The sequence below is a fragment of the Roseobacter sp. S87 genome, from assembly GCF_055693285.1.
Genome location: NZ_JBVFTR010000004.1, coordinates 426467 through 444565, shown reverse-complemented (window position 1 = coordinate 444565; position 18099 = coordinate 426467). Strand labels below are relative to the sequence as shown.

The following is an 18099-nucleotide window of genomic DNA, read 5'->3' as shown; positions in this document are numbered from 1 at the left end:
GCATACAGTATCTGCTGCGATTCTCCGATGTCAGATGTCCAGATCGATCGTGACGGGGAAATGATCAGAAGCCGTTACCAGTGCTTCCCGCAGTGCGGGGTCACTCCAGCATTCCGGATCATCCAGCGGGTGCCAGATGCGCCAGACCAGGTCCCGGGAGCGCAGACCGGGCGACACCATAATGTAGTCCAGCAATGCCTGAAGGTAGCGTTTTTCCTTTTTAATCCAGAACCTTGAGGTTGTCGGGCGCGCACCAAACCGGCGGGACAGCGCCTGTGCCGCATGTGGATCGAAAAGCGGCAGCTGCCCATCCTGACCCAGCACGATCTCGACAGACGAGCGGCCGAAGAGCCCCTCGAACTCATCCAGCCCCGGGCCGTCATTGAGATCGCCCATCACCATGAGCGGCGTATCGCCCTCCAGAACCTGATCCACGCGCGCGCGCAGCCAGATTGCCTGGGCCAGCTGTTTGCGCCGGTTGGCAATCGCCATCCGCATGACATCAGCGTCGTTTCTGGCGCCGTGCGGAGCTTTGGATTTCAGATGGGCGCCGATCAGATGACACACCGTGCCGGACGCCGTGGTGATGTCGAGCTCCAGCGGTGGTTTGGAAAACTGCACGATGTCCTGTGTCGCATCGACATCGAGATCAATCGCAAAATTCCCATCAAAACGCGGCACGTCCGCCGTGCCCGCACGCGGTGCATGCCGGACCCGCAGCGCGCCGGGGTCGTAAAGCAACGCAATTTCCTGACGCGTGTCGTTGGCGAAACCCGTCAGCGCCTCGGTGGTCCGCAAACTGTAATGCGCGGCAAAGTCTTCAAGCGCTTCAACTGCATTGCGGCCGCCGCCGGTATCCGGTGCTTCGATAATCATCACCGCATCCGCGTCCATTGCCCGGAAAACGACCCCCAGCGCGTCCGCCTGCGCCCGGCGCGTCACACGATACCGCGCAGACCATTCGCCATCCGGCACAAGCCTGTTCTGATCGTCAAAGAGATTGTTGAACCATTCGACGTTGTAGGTGGCAATGCGCATCAGGCGCGACCTTCGATTTCTTCCCAGGCCAGGTTGATGTCAGCCATGCGCTTCTGCGCCAGTTGCACCGCCTCTTCCGGTACCCCCCGCGCAATCATCGCATCGGGATGGTTTTCCCGGACAAGCCGCCGCCAGGCGCGGCGGATTTCATCTTTGGGCGTTCCGGGTTCCACCCCGAGCACAGTGTAGGGATCAAGCGGTGCGTCAGGCACAAAGCGCATGCGCAGCGCATTAAACTCAGCTTCGGGCAGTCCGAAAATTTCCGTCACCCGCTCCAGAAAGGCATTTTCGTTGGGATGATAGAATCCATCGGCCATCGCAATGTGAAACAGCCCTTCCAGAAGATCGCGCAGGGTGTCGGGTTGTGCGCTGAACATGACGCTGATCCGTTCAGCATAATCCTCATATCCCGCCACGTCCTGACGGGCGAGATTGAACACCCGCGCGGCACCCTGTTCGTCGCGTGAGGCGATGTGAAACACTTCCCGGAACGCCGTTACCTCGTCGCGCGTTACATGCCCGTCCGCCTTCGCCATTTTGGCGCCAAGGGCAATGACAGCGATGGCAAAAGCAACCGATCTCTCAGGTGGACTGCGCAGGCGGTCGAAAACGGCTGACAGACCTTCTCCGGCCGTCAGTGCTGAAAGCGCGTCAGTGATGCGGGACCAGATCGACATGCCCGGCACCTTATCCCGCGCGCGGGGGTATGTCAGGCCGTCAACGTGACGCGGAGAGGTTTTTCTGCATCAGCACAAGGTCCAGCCATTCACCGTTTTTGCGCCCGACTTCCGGCATCCGCGCAACTTCCGCGTACCCTTCCCGCGCATGAAATGCGATTGCGCGCAGGTTGGTGCCGCTGATACCCGCCACCATCACATGAATGCCCTGCCGGCCTGCTGCGGTCTCAGCGCTTGCCAGCAGTCGCGCGGCTGTACCCGTCCCTTCGGCTTCGGGTGTCACAAGGATGGTGTGTTCGGCAGTCGCAGCATAACCCGGGCCGGACCGGAACGGCGCAAAGGTCGCAAACCCGGCGAAAGACCTATCTGTTTCCGCCACAAAAAACGCATCCTGGCGCGCGTGGCACATATCTGTGATCTCCTCCACGCTCTTTTCCTGCGTGGTAAAAGTGCTGAGCGTTTCCCGGATCATATGATTCCAAAGCCGTGCAATATCGGGCGCGTCGTCAGGCACTGCCGGCCTGATCATGACCCCAGCATCCTTTCGCCATGCGGAGTTCCGAAGGCCGCGTGCAGCCCCGCCTCTCCGGCTTCAAAAGCAATCCTGTCATCCTGCAGATGATCCCTCAGCGCCCCGCCCAGATCATCAGCATCCGGGTGTCGGATGGTCAGACGTTTCAGGCGCACGCCGGCTGGTGCCAGTTTCTCTGCCGGATGCACCTTTGTCTGCCACTGGATCAACGCAGGCGCACAGTTGTCAAAGGGCAGCCGTCCACTGGCCGGCACTGCCATGCTCCAGCGCAGATCACCTCTTTGCAGCGCAACAGGTGCCCCAAGATCCATCCGAACAGCGGCCAGTTCACCGGTAAGATCATCGCTGCGGCAGATCCAGTTGGTCAGACGCGCGGGGCCGGAGAAACGGTCCAGATCAAACCACCGGGGGCGGTCCGGATCGGGCGCATCCGGGTTGACGGCAATCGCCTCAAGATAAAGACCATCTTCCAGACCCAGCAGCGTGTTGTGGGTGTGGAACACTTCATGCTCACCGCCAAGCTGCATCCTGACGTCAAGCGCGTCTTCCACATGCGCTGTGGCTTCGGCGAGTGTGGCACCCGAAACAGCGAGATGATCCAGCAGCACGGCCGCGACCTCTCAGGATCGGGCATCCCGGATCAGCCGCAGGATGTCCTGTGCGGCCTCCGGTATATTCGTACCTGGTCCAAAGATCGCCTTTACGCCGGCATCATAGAGGAACTGATAATCCTGTTGCGGGATCACACCACCGCAGATGACCAGAATGTCGCCTGCACCGGCCGCTTCGAGCGCTTTGACCAGCTGTGGTGCGAGGGTTTTGTGGCCCGCCGCCTGACTGCTGATGCCGATCACATGCACATCATTGTCAACGGCGTCCTGAGCGGCCTCCTCTGGTGTCTGAAACAGCGGGCCGACGTCCACGTCGAACCCGATGTCAGCAAAGGCCGTTGCGATGACCTTTGCGCCCCGGTCATGCCCGTCCTGACCCATCTTGACCACCAGCATGCGGGGTCTGCGACCCTCTTCTTCGGCGAAATCCTCAACCGATTTCTGGATGGCCGCGAAACCCTCGTCGCCCTCATAGGCCGCGCCATAAACACCTGCCAGGGTTTTGACTTCTGCCCGGTGACGCCCGAAAACTTTTTCCATTGCCATGCTGATTTCTCCTACTGTGGCGCGCGCACGGGCGGCTTCAACCGCCGCTTCGAGAAGGTTCCCACCTTCAGATGCACGCCGTCCCAGTTCCGCAAGCGCCGCGTCACAGGCGGCTGCATCCCGCGTCCCGCGCACTTTCTCCAGGCGGGCGATCTGGCTCTGACGGACGGCCGCATTGTCGATGTCCAGAATGTCGATCGGGTCTTCCTTGTCGCGCCGGTATTTGTTGACGCCCACGATCACTTCGGTGCCGCGGTCAATGTTGGCCTGCCGCGTGGCGGCGGCCTCTTCAATGCGCAGCTTGGGCATGCCGGAAGCCACGGCTTTGGTCATGCCGCCCATCTCTTCGACTTCTTCGATCAGTTTCCACGCCGCATCTGCAAGATCAGCTGTCAGTTTTTCCACGTAGTAAGAGCCCGCAAGCGGATCGACCACATTGGTCACACCGGTTTCTTCCTGCAGAATCAACTGTGTGTTGCGCGCGATCCGGCTGGAAAACTCTGTGGGCAGCGCAATCGCCTCATCCAGCGCATTGGTGTGCAGTGACTGGGTCCCGCCCAGCACCGCACTCATGGCCTCATAGGCCGTGCGCACCACGTTGTTGTAGGGGTCCTGTTCCTGCAGGGACACGCCGGATGTCTGGCAGTGGGTGCGCAGCATCGAGGACTTTGGGTTTTTCGGATTGAACTCAGACATGATGCGCGACCACAGCAGCCGCGCTGCGCGCAGTTTGGCCGCCTCCATGAAAAAGTTCATGCCGATGGCAAAGAAAAAGCTCAGGCGGCCCGCAAATTTGTCCACATCCATGCCCCGGTCAATCGCCGCGCGCACGTATTCCCGCCCGTCCGCAAGGGTGAAGGCCAGCTCCTGGACGAGGTTCGCGCCGGCTTCCTGCATGTGATATCCGGAGATCGAAATGGAATTGAATTTCGGCATCTCGCTGGAGGTGTATTCGATGATATCCGCGATGATCCGCATGGATGGCTCAGGCGGATAGACATATGTGTTCCGCACCATGAATTCCTTCAGGATGTCATTCTGAATGGTGCCCGACAGGACCGCGCGATCGTGCCCCTGCTCTTCACCGGCGACAATGAAATTCGCGAGGATCGGGATCACCGCGCCGTTCATGGTCATAGACACAGACACCTTGTCGAGCGGGATCCCATCAAAGAGGATTTTCATGTCCTCAATGCTGTCAATCGCGACCCCGGCCTTGCCCACATCCCCGATAACGCGTTCATGGTCACTGTCGTATCCACGATGCGTGGCAAGATCGAAAGCCACCGAAACCCCCTGCTGGCCATTGGCCAGAGCCTGGCGGTAGAAAGCATTGCTTTCCTCCGCGGTGGAAAACCCCGCGTACTGGCGGATGGTCCAGGGACGCCCGGCATACATCGTTGCCTTGACGCCGCGCGTATAAGGCGCCTCACCCGGGATGCCGCCGAGATGACCAAGCCCTTTGATATCGTCTTCGGTATAGACCGGCTGCACCCCGATACCCTCAAGGGTCTGCCAGGTCAGGTCCTCAACAGGCCGGCCCCGCAGTTCTGCCTCAGCCAGGGCGCGCCAGTCGTCCTTTTTCGTGCTCATCTGTCTGTCCTTCCATCCTCTGCCCGGCTGGCTGCGTTTGCGCAACTCTTGTCCGGGTGTCGTCCTCTGTCAGCGTGGCCAGACCATCCGCACCGGCGGTCAGCCACATAATATCATCTGCATAAAGCTCGCGAAGTGCCGCATGTTGTTCGTTGTCAAAAGGGTTCCAGCGCCCCATGCCAAAGGGCAGCTGTCCCCTGCCTGGTGGCAACGCCCGCCGCAGTTCCGGCAGCGCGGGCGCCCGGCTGAGCCACTGGCGGGACGTCTCGCGCGGTGCATCCGCTTCCGCGCCACAGGCGAACAATGCATCGGGTCGCCCTGCAAACTGCTCAAACGGCAGAACCCGCAGCGGCACACCAGGCAATGCGCAGGCAACATCCGCGATCACATCGCGCCATCCGCGTTCTGAGGTTGCGATGGTCTTTATGTCTGCTGCTTCGGGCAGTGGGTGCCCCCGGCTTACACCCGCCGCCAGCGCAGAACACCACCAGAGATCAAGGCTGCGCACCGAAAGCATGACTGCGGAAATCCGGCCATCAAAAGCACCGGCGAACCGTGCAATCTGCTCGCCGACAGCCGGGTAGAGCGCGCGCTCGCGCATATTATTCCCAAGGCTGCCCATCATATTCTGATCGCTGATGATCAGATGGCTGGTGCCGGTACGCCGGGTCTGATCCAGCCGCAACCGGATCCGGCCCGCGGCCCGTTCCTGCCGCGCTGCAGAAACCGTTCCCTTTGCCGACGGAAGTAACCCGGAAAATAACCCGCGCCGTGTGCTGCCCGGCCCCCAGAAAGCGATGCCCCGGGTTTCCAGGTCGGTTCGGTGCCGGCGCAGATAGTCCTGAAAACCGGTAGCCGCGGTGCGGTGCGCACCAATATGCAGAGTTACGTCCATGATCGTTTTTGCCAGCTGTGCAAGGGCCGCGCGAAACGGCGGGTATGTAGTCACGCACGCGTTCATACCCGATAAACCCTTGCAGCAGATTTAATGGCGAAATTGCTGCCCTTGCCCATCGCATCGCGCGCAGGCAGGATTATATAGAGAGCAGCAGGAGGCATGATGAAAGTACTACTACCCCTTGTTCTCATTGGCGTTTTCGCCATTTCGGGTCCACTTTCGGCGAACGGGGAAACCCCCGGGAATCCGCTATTTTTCACAATGGATGAAGTCAATTTGAGCCAATTTAGGTGGAAAAACCGGCCCGTTGTCGTTTTTGCGGATTCCGAAAACGATCCTGCTTTTGTGGAACAGCTTGAGCTGCTGCGCGCCCGCGAGGATGCACTGCGCGAACGCGATGTCGTTGTGATTACGGATACAAACCCAGGTGTTCTGTCAGATATCCGACGGAAACTCCGGCCACGCGGATTTATGCTGGCAATCCTCGGCAAGGACGGCGGTGTCAAACTGCGCAAACCCTTCCCCTGGGACGTCCGGGAAATCTCGCGCAGCATCGACAAAATGCCCATGCGGCAGCGTGAAATCCGTGCCCGCAAGGAAGAGATCCGCTGACCTTCTTCCCGGGCGGGCACGCATGGGGATATGCGGCATATCTCCGTCATCTCAGGTTTATTCGAACTCCATGATGACGTCGTCCACTGCAAGGCTGTCTCCGGCACCGGCATTGACCTTTGACACAACGCCCTTGCGCTCAGCACGCAGGATATTCTCCATCTTCATGGCCTCGATCGTGCACAGCGCCTGACCTTCCTGCACCTCGTCACCGACGGCAACATTCACGGTCACAACCAGCCCCGGCATCGGGCAGAGCAGCATTTTGGACGTATCGGGCGGCACTTTTTCCGGCATCCGGCGGGCCAGCTCGGCCTGACGCGGGGTGCGGACATGTACCTTCATCTCGGCCCCTCTGGTCCGGACACGGAAGCCGCCACTGATCTTGCCCACCTTCAGCACCAGCGGACGGTCGTCCACTGTCATCTCGGCCAGCTGATCGCCGGGCGTCCAGTCGCCGGATACGCGCAGTTCACTGCCATCATCGAAACGAACCGTGGATCCATCGGCCTGCGCGTCGATCACCACGTCAAAGGCCTGCCCACTGAGGCGCACGTTCCAGTCATCCCCGACCTTGCGCTCATGATTATCCATGCGACCCGAAACGCGCGCCCGGCGCACCTCTGCCACACGGTGCATTGCGGCACAGGCTGCCGCGATACGGCGCAGCTCATTCTCCGCCAGATCGACACCCTCAAAGCCGTCAGGGTACTCCTCCGCAATAAACGCCGTTGTCATATCGCCTGACACGAATTTCGGGTGATCCATCACGGCTGACAAAAACGGCAGGTTGTGACCAATCCCCTCAACCTCGAAGCTGTCGAGCGCCACACGCATCTTTTCGATCGCATCCGCACGCGTTGGTGCCCAGGTGCAGAGCTTGGCGATCATCGGGTCATAGTACATGCTGATCTCGCCGCCTTCGTAGACACCGGTATCATTGCGCACGGCCATATCGCCCGCAGGCGCATCCCCCTGCCATGTGCCCTGCTCCAGCAGCGGTCCGGCGGCAACTTCGGCCGGCGGACGGTAGCGCGTCAGCCTGCCGATGGACGGCAGAAACCCGCGATAGGGGTCTTCGGCGTAAAGGCGGTTTTCAATCGCCCAGCCAGTCAGGGTCACATCATCCTGAGTGATCGAGAGCTTTTCGCCATTGGCCACGCGGATCATCTGTTCCACCAGGTCAACGCCGGTGATCAGTTCGGTCACCGGGTGCTCCACCTGAAGGCGGGTGTTCATCTCAAGGAAGTAGAAATTCTTGTCGCCATCAACTATGAATTCGACCGTTCCCGCGCTGGTGTAGCCCACAGCCTGTGCGAGCGCGACCGCCTGCTCACCCATCGCTTTGCGCGTTGCTTCATCGAGGAAGGGGCTCGGCGCTTCTTCGACCACCTTCTGGTTCCGGCGCTGGATCGAGCATTCCCGCTCGCCGAGATAGATGCCATTGCCATGCGCGTCGCACAGCACCTGGATTTCGATATGGCGCGGTTGCGTGACGAATTTCTCGATGAAAATCCGGTCATCGCCAAAAGAGTTTGCTGCCTCGTTTTTGGAAGACTGAAACCCTTCGCGGGCCTCGTCGTCGTTCCAGGCGATCCGCATACCCTTGCCGCCACCACCGGCGGAGGCCTTGAGCATCACCGGATAGCCGATCTCGCCGGAGATTTTCACTGCCTCTTCCGCGTCCTCAATCAGCCCCATATATCCCGGAACTGTTGAAACACCTGCGTCCTGAGCGATCTTTTTCGAGGTGATCTTGTCACCCATCTTTTCAATTGCACCCTTGGGCGGCCCGACGAAAGCAACTCCTGCGGCCTCAAGCGCTTCGGCAAATTTCGCGTTCTCAGACAGGAAACCGTAACCGGGATGCACTGCCTCAGCACCGCTGTCTTTAATGGCCTGCATCACCTTGTCGATCACGATGTAGGACTGATTGGCAGGCGGCGGGCCGATATGGACCGCCTCGTCTGCCATCTGCACATGCAGCGCCTGTTTGTCGGCGTCTGAATAGACCGCAACCGTGGTGATACCCATCTTGCGGGCAGATTTGATAACACGACAGGCGATTTCACCCCGGTTGGCAATCAGGATCTTTTTGAACATCAGATGTCCCTTTTCGATTGTGCAGAGAAGTTGGTCCGGGCCTGAGTTTCAGGCACGAAAAAGCCGCACGTGTCGGACACGCGCGGCCTGTCAGAATACGTTTTCAGCGTTGCCGAAGGATCAGTAACACTTGCCCGGGTTGAGCTGGCAGTAAGCGATATTGCCTGCGGCACCGATGGCCGCACCCTGCAGCGCGCTGTGGCCGGCGATAACCGCCGCACCTGCGCCGATTGCGCCACCGCCGATTGCCTGGTCGCCCAGGCTCTGACCACAGGCTGCAAGCGACGCGCAGGCCGCAATGGAAAGAATGAACGCTCTGATGGGCATGATTGTGCTCCTTTTATCTCTCGCTCCGACAGATAAACGCCGGAGCGCTGCTCGGGTTCCCGCAACACGGGATTGTGATACCCTGGCCCCCGCGTGAAAAAGGCGGACAGTATAGGGCGCTTAGCGCCGCACTGTCCGCCAGGGGAAGGGGTACGAAGTTTGTACACAGCCGCGCTGCGGGGATACTCGCTTGCGGCCGATAGACCACCAGTACGCGCAGTGGTTGAATCGCTCAAGGCACTCAGTCCGCGCCTTACGGAATGAGCCATGTCCCGCCCATTGACCGAACCGGTTGGCAAAATCATGCCGATCCTCCGTCAAATGCTTCGGGGAAACTCACGCGCGCAACGGCTGGATCGATCACCAGCAGCGCCTCGTAACTCTCGGGATCAAATGGGTCCTCCGCAGGAATAACTTCGCGCCCGAAAAGCCAGGACAACCGGCCCGCATCCAGATTACCGCGCTCGAACGGCGCGTCTCCGAAATGCTCCCAGAGCGCCTGAAAAAAGGCAGCATCTGCCCGCCGGTCCGCCGGCTTCCGGTCACGGAAGCGTTCACGGGCCACCAGCCGCGTTACGCCGCGCGGATTAAAACGTCTGAGGGTGAACTGATAATCTGTACCCGCCAGCCGGCCGGGAAAGCCCCTGTGTTTCAGCATCATAGCACCCCATCCGCCGAAACCGGGTCAGGCACAGGCCCCCAGGCCTGGCCTGTGATCTGTTTACTTGTATTTGCCGGTGTATGTCGGCTCGGTCGAGATGGGCTCAGGGTCCACCACGACGAATTCCTCTTCCTGCTCCTGTGCACATGCGGCCACGAAGGCTGCTGCGCAGAGAACTGCCAGTATTCTGATGCTCTTCGACATCTCTGTCTCCTGTATGTGTTGCTGCGCTGTGCCCGCATTACAATAAAGTCGGGCCAGCTTTTACTGCCGGGCGCATGTCCCATACGCCCACCCGACACGATACTGCAACGCGCCGGCAAATGATATGCAGCGCGAACAAACCGGCGGAAATGTGGCCGGAAAGACTCAAGCTCTCCCGACGACGCCATCCGTTTCTGGTTCATCAGATATATCACCAAGGGTCCTCCCAGACACACGCTCCGGTTGATACGCGAAACGCGTCCACAAACTGGGTCACACTTTCATCCGTCGCGCCAAACGGGGCCGGCTGATCCAGCAGCGCGATCGAGACAACGTCTGTTTTCAGCTGATGGTGGGCCATGTAGGGCAGCGCTATATTCGTGCACAGATGTTCGAAATCTGCCTCTGCTTCGGCAAAACTGACAGTTCCATGCTCCCGCGAAATAGACGGCGCAAGAAACCGAAACCGCAGCCACGCATCATCACCAACCTGATCCGTCAGCACCTCGAAAAGCTCTGCGGTCTGGCCGGACGGCAACCTTTCCGAAACACCGGACGCATGCTGACCGGTTTCCGGCATCTGTGGACGCGACAGGCTCACGGAGCTGCCTCATCTTTGGTGTCGAATTCCGCCGGAGAGGTTATCTCAATCAGCTCGAGATCGTCAGAATGGCGGACCTCACGGTGCCGGATGCCTGGCGGCTGAAGAACGCAGGAGCCTTCGCGCAGCACCTGTTCACCACTGTTTTCATATTCAAAGACAACCCACCCACGGGTCACGTAAACCATCTGAAAATCAAGGTCATGACTGTGCCAGGCGGCCGGGCTTTCCATGCCAGGTACCGCGCGGATCACATGCGCGCCGTAAGCGCCCGCGGTTGCCTTGCTGATACCAAGGTCGCGGTATTCAAAAAACGGGCGCAGGCCGGCGCCTTCGAACTGCCCGTTGTCAGCATGCGCAATCGTAAAGGCCTGGTTTTTCCACAACCGCGTCATGCCTGTCTCCGTCGTGCGACACAGTCGATCTCGACCAGAGCGCCCACAGCCAGCGCCGTGACACCCACTGTTGTACGCGCAGGCAGGCGGTCAGCCGGGAAGAAGCTGCGGTAGCATTCATTGAATGCAGCATAATCCCGTTCGAATTCAGTCAGAAAACAGCGACACTGAACAACGTCGCTGAGATCAAGGCCAAGGCCTTTCAACACGGTTTCGAGGTTTTCCATCACCTGGCGCGTCTGTGCAGCGACGCCTTCGGCAAGGGGGGCATCCGGCGCCCCCGGAACCGTTGGCATCTGGCCTGTCAGAATGACCCAGCCATCCGCTTCCACCGCGTGTGAAAAAGGAGCCACATGCTCGGGCGCATCCGATATGTTGTGGAACTCGGTCACAGCGGAATATTGTCGTGTTTTTTCCAAGGAAGCTGCGTCTGCTTATTCCGCAGCGACGCAAAGGCCCGCGCAATCCGTTTGCGTGTTGTGCGCGGCATGATCACCTCATCCACAAAGCCGCGTTCTGCAGCGACAAACGGGTTTGCAAACCGCTCTTCATAATCGGCGGTGTGTTTTGCAATTTTGTCCGCATCCCCCAGATCCGCACGGTGAATGATCTCGGTTGCGCCCTTGGCGCCCATCACCGCGATTTCGGCTGTCGGCCACGCATAATTGAAGTCAGACCGAAGGTGCTTGGACGACATCACAACATATGCACCGCCGTAGGCTTTGCGCGTAATAACCGTGACCATCGGCACCGTTGCTTCACCGTAGGCATAGAGCAGTTTGGCGCCGTGCTTGATAACGCCACCATATTCCTGGCTCGTACCCGGCAGGAAGCCCGGCACATCAATCAATGTCAGGATCGGGATTTCAAAGGCGTCACAGAAACGGACAAAGCGGGCAGCCTTGCGCGAGCTGTCAATGTCGAGGCAGCCCGCCAGAACCATAGGCTGGTTCGCCACAACACCGACGGTGCGCCCCTCAAGACGGATGAACCCGGTGACAATGTTTCTGGCGAACTCCTCCTGAATTTCATAAAAATCGCCTTCATCCGCGAGCTTCAGGATCAGCTCTTTCATATCGTAAGGCGTATTCGGATTGTCCGGCACAAGCGTATCCAGCGATGGCTCAATGCGATCCGGTGCGTCGAAAAACGGCCGGACGGGCGGTTTTTCACGGTTATTGGACGGCAGGAAATCGACCAGTCTGCGTACTTCGGCCAGGGCTTCCACATCGTTTTCAAACGCCGCATCCGCGACAGAAGACTTTTTCGTATGCGTTCCCGCGCCGCCAAGTTCTTCAGCTGTGACCTGCTCATTGGTGACAGTCTTCACCACGTCAGGACCCGTCACAAACATGTAAGAGCTGTCTTTGACCATAAAGATAAAGTCGGTCATGGCAGGAGAGTACACGGCACCGCCGGCGCACGGCCCCATGATGACGCTGATCTGCGGCACAACGCCGGAGGCCGTGATATTGCGCTGGAACACCTCACCATATCCGGCAAGGGAATCCACGCCCTCCTGGATGCGCGCACCGCCGGAGTCGTTGATCCCGATGATCGGCGCGCCGTTCTGCACGGCCATATCCATGATTTTGCAGATTTTCCGGGCATGCGTTTCCGACACAGAGCCCCCCAGAACCGTAAAGTCCTGACTGAACACATACACGAGCCGGCCATTGATCGTGCCCCAGCCAGCGACCACACCGTCACCTGCCGGCTTCTGGTTTTCCATGCCAAACTCTGTGCAGCGGTGCGTGACAAACATGTCGAATTCTTCAAAGCTGCCTTCGTCGAGCAGCAGTTCCACACGTTCGCGCGCAGTCAGCTTGCCGCGCCCATGCTGCGCGTCTATGCGTTTTTGCCCGCCACCAAGACGTGCTGCCTCGCGGCGCTCTTCGAGTTGACCCAGAATGTCTTTCATTGCCTGTCCCCTGCTGTGACTGGCGGCACTGTAAACAAGGCAGAGGGACAACCGAAGCGGAATCTCGCAAATTTGCAAAGTCTTTCCATCATGCATGATGCAAATCGCAAATCAGCAAATATGCATTAAGCGCAAGGCTGGTATGCGTGGACAACATCAATTGTGATGCCTACGTTTCCTGGATGCAGAAAGAGCCTGTGATCCGGTTTCTTGACCGGACGACCCCTCCACATATCGCGACACTGATCCTTCTTGCAGGGATGTCCGCGATTGTCATGAATATGTTTCTGCCAAGCCTTCCGAAAATGACAGAGCATTTTCAGACAGATTACAGCGTCATGCAGTTGTCTGTCGCTCTGTATCTTGGGATCAGCGGCGTTTTGCAGATCTTTATCGGCCCTGTATCCGACAAGTTTGGCAGACGCCCTGTGATCCTTGCAGGTCTGGGCATCTTTTTGCTGGCGACGCTGGGCTGCATATTCGCCCCGACTGTCGAGACGTTCCTGTTTTTCCGCATGTGTCAGGCGGTGGTAGCAACATCAATGGTTCTGAGCCGCGCCGCTGTGCGCGATATGTTCGACCAGGACCGCGCGGCATCGATGATCGGCTATGTGACGATGGGTATGGCGATCGTGCCCATGATTAGCCCGATGCTTGGCGGCGTTCTGGATGAGCTGTTTGGCTGGAAGGCCAACTTCTGGGCGCTTTTTCTGTTGGGTGCCCTGACCCTCTGGCTCGCCTGGGCGGACCAGGGTGAAACAGCTCAGGCTAGCGGTAAAACTCTTTTGCAGCAGTTTGCAGAATACCCCGAACTGCTCATGTCGCCCCGCTTCTGGGGGTATTCCCTTGCGGCCGGTTTCTGCTCCGGTGCCTTTTTCGCCTATCTGGGCGGGGGGCCTTTTGTCGGATCCGTTGTCTTCGGGCTCTCACCTTTCTGGGTCGGCGTCTTCTTTGGAGCCCCGGCAATCGGCTATTTCTTCGGCAACATGTTCACCGGGATGCTCGCACAGAAAGTGGGGCTCAACCGTCTCGTACTCGTTGGATGCCTGATCAACGCAACCGGAACCCTGCTGTCGATGTCCATCTTTCTGGCAGGCCAGGGCACCCCGCTGAGCTTCTTTGGCCTTATGACATTTGTTGGCCTCGGCAACGGGCTGGTTATTCCGAATGCAACCGCTGGCATGCTGTCTGTCCGACCTCATCTGGCGGGCACCGCATCGGGACTTGGCGGCGCGATCATGATTGGCGGCGGGGCCGCGCTGAGCGCGCTGGCCGGCGCCCTTCTGGGTCCGGAAACCGGCGCGATGCCGCTGCTGTATATTATGTGTGGTACTGCTCTGGCCGCGGTGGCCTCCATTCTTGCTGTCTATGCCCGGGAAAAAAGACTGGGAAACGCTGCCTGACGGCTCGGGCGTTAGTGCATCATTAACCATGTTGCGCGACCTTGCCCGAGTGGGTTTGCAAAGCTAGCGTGGGCGAATCTGCAAAGCTGCAAACTCTGAAACGGAAAGCCGCCAGAATGGCCACCCAGAAACTCTATGCCGGCGCAAAGCTGCGCGAAGTCCGGACCCGCATCGGACACACCCAAAAAGACTTTGCTGCGCGGCTTGGAGTGTCGCTGCCCTATCTCAACCAGATGGAAAACAACAACCGGCCGGTGTCCACGACGGTTGTCCTTTCGCTGGCGCAGGAATTCGGGCTGGACGTCACCGAACTCAGCGAAGGGGACAGCGAGCGCCTGGTCAGTGATATGCGCGAAGCCGTGGCTGACCCTCTGTTTGCTGATGCGCCCCCGCCGCTGGCAGATCTGCGGCTGGCTGCATCGAATGCGCCGGGATTTGCCCACGCCTTTCTGGAGCTGCACCGCAGTTACCGCCAGATGCAGGAAAGGCTGGCTTCGCTGGACGAAGCTCTGGGCCGCGAAGATGCCCGCGCCACACCAAGCCCCTGGGAAGAAGTCCGCGACTTTTTCCACTACTGTGACAACTACATTGATGCCGTTGATCGCGCCGCCGAGAACTTCAGCGGCAAAGAGGGCCATCACCGCAGCATTCGGGTCGCTGCCGTTGCGACGCTCGGCAACAGCGGCGTTACCGTGGAGTTTGCCGATACCGATCAGCTCCGTTCCTTTGACGAGGAAACCGGTATCCTGACGCTGTCGCGCCGGGCCCCGCCGGAAAGTCAGACCTTCCAGCTGTTGCTGCAGGTTGCGCTGGTCAAACAGGACGCACTTCTCGAGGCGACCCTTGATCTGGCGAAATTCCACACACGCGAAGCGCGGGCTATCGCCAAGATTGGTCTCGCGAATTACTTTGCGGGTGCCGCCCTGATGCCCTACGGCGCGTTTCAGCGTGTCGCGCGGGAGTGTCGTCACGACCTGGAAGTGCTCGCCGGACACTTCGGAGCTTCAGTCGAGCAGGTAGCACATCGTCTTTCCACCCTGCAGCGCCCGGGCGCCAAGGGCATTCCGTTCTTTTTTGTCAGGGTGGATCAGGCGGGCACAATCACCAAACGGCATTCTGCAACGCGGCTGCAGTTCGCCCGGTTTGGCGGGGCCTGCCCGCTCTGGAATGTGCACCGTGCCTTCGAACTGCCAGGTCAGTTTCTGCGTCAGCTTGCGGAAACGCCCGACGGTGTACGCTACATCAGCCTCGCACGCGATGTTTCAAAGCACGCCGGCCGTTTCGGCGCGCCGGTCCGGCGATACGCGATCGCGCTGGGGTGCGAGGTCCGGCATGCGGACGCGCTGGTCTATGCGGATGGTATGGACACAGGCCGCGACGCTGCGTTCGAACCGATCGGCATTTCCTGCCGGATCTGCGAACGGACAAATTGCCACCAGCGGGCCGTTCCGCCGCTGGAGCGTCAGCTGATTGTTGATCCCAACCAGCGCGGTGTCCTGCCTTACCGAGTAGGGTAGCAACAAGCTCAGCGGCGCGCGGCGCGCCAGCCCGCACGGATGGCATCATCCGCAGAACAGAACCAGCGTTCGCCGCGTTCCGCCCTGATCCCGGTACGTTCATAATGCTGCTGGCCCGGCACGTGGAAAATACGGACGCCGGAAGCTGATATATTCCCTTTGATCCGGCATTTGCGGTCCGGCGGGATACGCCCCACGGCGCGCGTTTCGCGGAACTGCGACGGTGACTGTACGCGGCTGGCATGCAGCCCTGCATCCCGCACTGCTGCGCTCTTCTCCGCCAGGTCATAATCCATGGAATAGCGCCTGAAAGCGAAGGCGAGCCCGTCACGTACAAGCGCTTCACCAATATCCGTACCATCAACAAAACAAACAGCGACAACACGGCCATAGCGGTCGCGGTCTGTTTCCTCACAGTCAGCCATTTCGCCGGCATAACGGTCCCGCACCGTGTCGCTGACCCAGGCGCCACAGTTCCAGCGCTGGCCCTGTTCGGTTTTGCAGGTCTGGTCCTGTTCCGGCGCATCAATGCCATGCAGGCGCACGCGTGTGTCACCAACATCGAGCGTGTCGCCATCAATGACGCGCACCTCCCCGGTCACACCAGCCAATGCAAATGCACTGCTCGCCGCAACCGCCAGAACGGTTGCGAGCATAAGAAAAACCACTCTACCCACGGCTTCAATATGGGCGCAGAGAGCCATTGTCTCAACTCTCTTCGCTGGGACCGGTTAACGCAGCGCAGCTTTGGGGCTGTCAGCGTTGTTCGGTTTGCCACTCCGGATGCACCCACGGGACATCATTCGCCCGGGCAAGCGGGTCACGGCCAAGCAGCAGGTCAGACACCTTTTCGCCGGTCATGATGGAGGGTGCGTTAAGGTTGCCGTTTGTGATCCGCGGGAAGATGCTGCTGTCCGCCACCCGAAGCCCGTCAACACCGATCACGCGCGCCTGCGGGTCGACCACCGACCGCGGGTCGTCGCGTTGCCCCATACGGCAGGTGCCACAGGGGTGATAGGCACTCTCTGCGTGCTCGCGGATCACATCATCCAGTTCGTCATCAGTCTGTGCGGCTGAACCGGGCTGGATTTCGTGTTTCACAAACGGCCGGAAAGCGTCTTGGGCAAAAATCTCCCGGGTCAGGCGGATACAGCGGCGGAAATCTTCCCAGTCCTGGTCGGTCGACATGTAGTTAAAGAATATCCGCGGCGCTTCCTCCGGGTCTGCTGACCGCAGAGTGACCGCGCCGCGTGATGGCGAACGCATCGGCCCGGTGTGTGCCTGAAACCCGTGACCTTCGGCGGCTGCCTGACCATCATACCGCACCGCCATCGGCAAAAAGTGGTATTGGATATCAGGGTACGGAATGCCGGCCCGCGAGCGGATGAACGCGGCACTTTCAAACTGGTTGGATGCGCCGAGGCCCGTCCTGGTGAAAAGCCACTGCGCCCCGATTGCGGCCTTGGAGACCAGGTTCCAGTGCTTATACAGCGTGATCGGCTGGCTTGCGGCCATCTGGATGTACATCTCCAGGTGGTCCTGCAGGTTCTGCCCCACGCCCGCCCGATCCGCGACAACAGAGATACCGTGTTCTGCCAGATGCTGTGCCGGGCCGATCCCTGACAGCATGAGGAGTTTGGGCGAATTGATCGAGGATGCGGCCAGCACGACCTCACGCCGGGCGCGGATGACCTCAGACTGCGCGCCCCGCCGAATGCGCACACCGGTGGCGCGCCCCTCGCTGATCTCGACTTTCTCGGCAAGACCCCGCACCAGCGTACAGTTCGGTCGTTTAAGTGCAGGATGCAGATACGCATTCGCCGCAGACCAGCGGCGTCCGTTCCAGACCGTCTGCTCCATCGGCCCGAAGCCTTCCTGTTGCCGGCCATTGTAATCACCGGTGACCTGATACCCCGCCTGAGACCCCGCCTCGACAAAGGCCTGAAACAGCGGATTGCGGCGCGGCCCTCGGGTGACATGCAGCGGTCCGTCCGTGCCGCGCCACGCTGCGTCGCCCCCGTGCCCGCCATCGTGCCAGGTTTCCATCCGGCGGTAATAGGGCAGCACGTCCGCATAGGACCATCCGTCAGCGCCTTCTTCGGCCCAGTGATCAAAGTCCATCGCGTGCCCGCGGACATAAACCATGCCATTGATACTGGACGACCCACCAACCACCTTGCCCCGCGGGCAGGCGAGGCGACGCCCGCCAAGATGCGGCTCCGGCTCGGACGTGTACCCCCAGTCATAGCGCTTCATGTTCATCGGATAAGACAGAGCCGCCGGCATCTGGATGAACGGCCCCATATCGGTCCCGCCAAACTCGATCACGATCACCGATGCGCCCGCCTCGCTCAGCCGGTACGCCATCGCACAGCCGGCACTGCCGGCACCAACAATTACAAAATCCGCTTCCATCGTCATTCCGTCGTTCCGTCTTTGCCGCGCCGCAGGCGCCAGGCC

General features: G+C 59.9%; 19 protein-coding genes. 3 read left to right on the top strand and 16 right to left on the bottom strand.

Annotation, left to right across the window (positions count from 1 at the left end; genetic code table 11):
- Positions 1 to 30: 30 nt before the first annotated feature.
- From ACZ1HA_RS03020 to ACZ1HA_RS02995, 6 genes are read right to left on the bottom strand one after another with little or no spacing between them, the layout of a single operon-like run.
- Positions 31 to 1038, bottom strand: coding sequence for an endonuclease/exonuclease/phosphatase family protein (locus ACZ1HA_RS03020; protein WP_472712815.1), 1008 nt, complete (start codon positions 1036 to 1038; stop codon positions 31 to 33).
- Positions 1038 to 1715, bottom strand: coding sequence for a TerB family tellurite resistance protein (locus ACZ1HA_RS03015; protein ID WP_436397582.1), 678 nt, complete (start codon positions 1713 to 1715; stop codon positions 1038 to 1040). The genes ACZ1HA_RS03020 and ACZ1HA_RS03015 overlap by 1 nt, the downstream gene beginning before the upstream one ends.
- A 40-nt stretch (positions 1716 to 1755) precedes the next feature.
- Positions 1756 to 2244, bottom strand: a complete 489-nt coding sequence (locus ACZ1HA_RS03010) for a GNAT family N-acetyltransferase (RefSeq protein ID WP_472712814.1) — start codon at positions 2242 to 2244, stop codon at positions 1756 to 1758.
- Entirely contained in the window at positions 2241 to 2855 is a 615-nt protein-coding gene (locus tag ACZ1HA_RS03005) for a VOC family protein (protein ID WP_472712813.1), read from the bottom strand. The genes ACZ1HA_RS03010 and ACZ1HA_RS03005 overlap by 4 nt, the downstream gene beginning before the upstream one ends.
- Before the next feature lie 12 nt (positions 2856 to 2867).
- Positions 2868 to 4997 carry a methylmalonyl-CoA mutase gene (gene scpA, locus ACZ1HA_RS03000; protein ID WP_472712812.1) on the bottom strand — a complete coding sequence of 710 codons (2130 nt, stop codon included), beginning with the start codon at positions 4995 to 4997 and terminating at the stop codon, positions 2868 to 2870.
- Positions 4960 to 5946 carry a hypothetical protein gene (locus ACZ1HA_RS02995; RefSeq protein ID WP_472712811.1) on the bottom strand — a complete coding sequence of 329 codons (987 nt, stop codon included), beginning with the start codon at positions 5944 to 5946 and terminating at the stop codon, positions 4960 to 4962. The genes scpA and ACZ1HA_RS02995 overlap by 38 nt, the downstream gene beginning before the upstream one ends.
- A 225-nt stretch (positions 5947 to 6171) precedes the next feature.
- On the opposite strand from ACZ1HA_RS02995, the gene ACZ1HA_RS02990 reads away from it, so the two are divergent.
- Positions 6172 to 6507, top strand: coding sequence for a DUF4174 domain-containing protein (locus ACZ1HA_RS02990; RefSeq protein ID WP_472712810.1), 336 nt, complete (start codon positions 6172 to 6174; stop codon positions 6505 to 6507).
- A 57-nt stretch (positions 6508 to 6564) separates the two neighbouring features.
- Here ACZ1HA_RS02990 and ACZ1HA_RS02985 read toward each other — a convergent pair whose 3' ends face one another.
- From ACZ1HA_RS02985 to ACZ1HA_RS02950, 8 genes are all read right to left on the bottom strand, one after another.
- Positions 6565 to 8610, bottom strand: coding sequence for an acetyl-CoA carboxylase biotin carboxylase subunit (locus tag ACZ1HA_RS02985; RefSeq protein ID WP_472712809.1), 2046 nt, complete (start codon positions 8608 to 8610; stop codon positions 6565 to 6567).
- Positions 8611 to 8730: 120 nt separating this feature from the next.
- Positions 8731 to 8937 carry a hypothetical protein gene (locus tag ACZ1HA_RS02980; protein ID WP_375228438.1) on the bottom strand — a complete coding sequence of 69 codons (207 nt, stop codon included), beginning with the start codon at positions 8935 to 8937 and terminating at the stop codon, positions 8731 to 8733.
- A gap of 301 nt (positions 8938 to 9238) precedes the next feature.
- On the bottom strand, positions 9239 to 9595 hold the full coding sequence (locus tag ACZ1HA_RS02975) for a hypothetical protein (RefSeq protein WP_375228439.1): 357 nt from the start codon (positions 9593 to 9595) through the stop codon (positions 9239 to 9241).
- 63 nt (positions 9596 to 9658) lie between these two features.
- Positions 9659 to 9802: a hypothetical protein gene (locus tag ACZ1HA_RS02970; RefSeq protein WP_375228440.1), complete on the bottom strand. Its 144-nt coding sequence runs from the start codon at positions 9800 to 9802 to the stop codon at positions 9659 to 9661.
- Between the two features lie 211 nt (positions 9803 to 10013).
- On the bottom strand, positions 10014 to 10403 hold the full coding sequence (locus ACZ1HA_RS02965) for a DUF6497 family protein (protein ID WP_472712808.1): 390 nt from the start codon (positions 10401 to 10403) through the stop codon (positions 10014 to 10016).
- Entirely contained in the window at positions 10400 to 10798 is a 399-nt protein-coding gene (locus ACZ1HA_RS02960) for a cupin domain-containing protein (RefSeq protein WP_472712807.1), read from the bottom strand. The genes ACZ1HA_RS02965 and ACZ1HA_RS02960 overlap by 4 nt, the downstream gene beginning before the upstream one ends.
- A complete protein-coding gene (locus ACZ1HA_RS02955) occupies positions 10795 to 11217 on the bottom strand; it encodes a RidA family protein (RefSeq protein ID WP_375228443.1) in 423 nt (140 codons plus the stop codon). Before ACZ1HA_RS02955 ends, ACZ1HA_RS02960 begins: the two co-directional genes overlap by 4 nt.
- Positions 11187 to 12719 (bottom strand): acyl-CoA carboxylase subunit beta, encoded by a 1533-nt coding sequence (locus ACZ1HA_RS02950; protein ID WP_375228444.1) that lies wholly within the window; start codon positions 12717 to 12719, stop codon positions 11187 to 11189. The genes ACZ1HA_RS02955 and ACZ1HA_RS02950 overlap by 31 nt, the downstream gene beginning before the upstream one ends.
- Positions 12720 to 12901: 182 nt before the next feature.
- On the opposite strand from ACZ1HA_RS02950, the gene ACZ1HA_RS02945 reads away from it, so the two are divergent.
- A complete protein-coding gene (locus ACZ1HA_RS02945; protein WP_472715275.1) occupies positions 12902 to 14122 on the top strand; it encodes a multidrug effflux MFS transporter in 1221 nt (406 codons plus the stop codon).
- A 116-nt stretch (positions 14123 to 14238) separates the two neighbouring features.
- Positions 14239 to 15639, top strand: coding sequence for a helix-turn-helix domain-containing protein (locus tag ACZ1HA_RS02940; protein WP_472712806.1), 1401 nt, complete (start codon positions 14239 to 14241; stop codon positions 15637 to 15639).
- An 8-nt stretch (positions 15640 to 15647) separates the two neighbouring features.
- On the opposite strand, the gene ACZ1HA_RS02935 is transcribed toward ACZ1HA_RS02940, so the two are convergent.
- Both ACZ1HA_RS02935 and betA read right to left on the bottom strand, forming a co-directional pair.
- Complete coding sequence (locus ACZ1HA_RS02935; RefSeq protein WP_472712805.1) at positions 15648 to 16343, bottom strand: thermonuclease family protein; 696 nt, start codon at positions 16341 to 16343, stop codon at positions 15648 to 15650.
- Between the two features lie 52 nt (positions 16344 to 16395).
- The gene (betA, locus tag ACZ1HA_RS02930) at positions 16396 to 18054 is read right to left on the bottom strand and encodes a choline dehydrogenase (RefSeq protein WP_472715274.1); all 1659 of its coding nucleotides are present in this window, start codon (positions 18052 to 18054) and stop codon (positions 16396 to 16398) included.
- Positions 18055 to 18099: the final 45 nt, after the last annotated feature.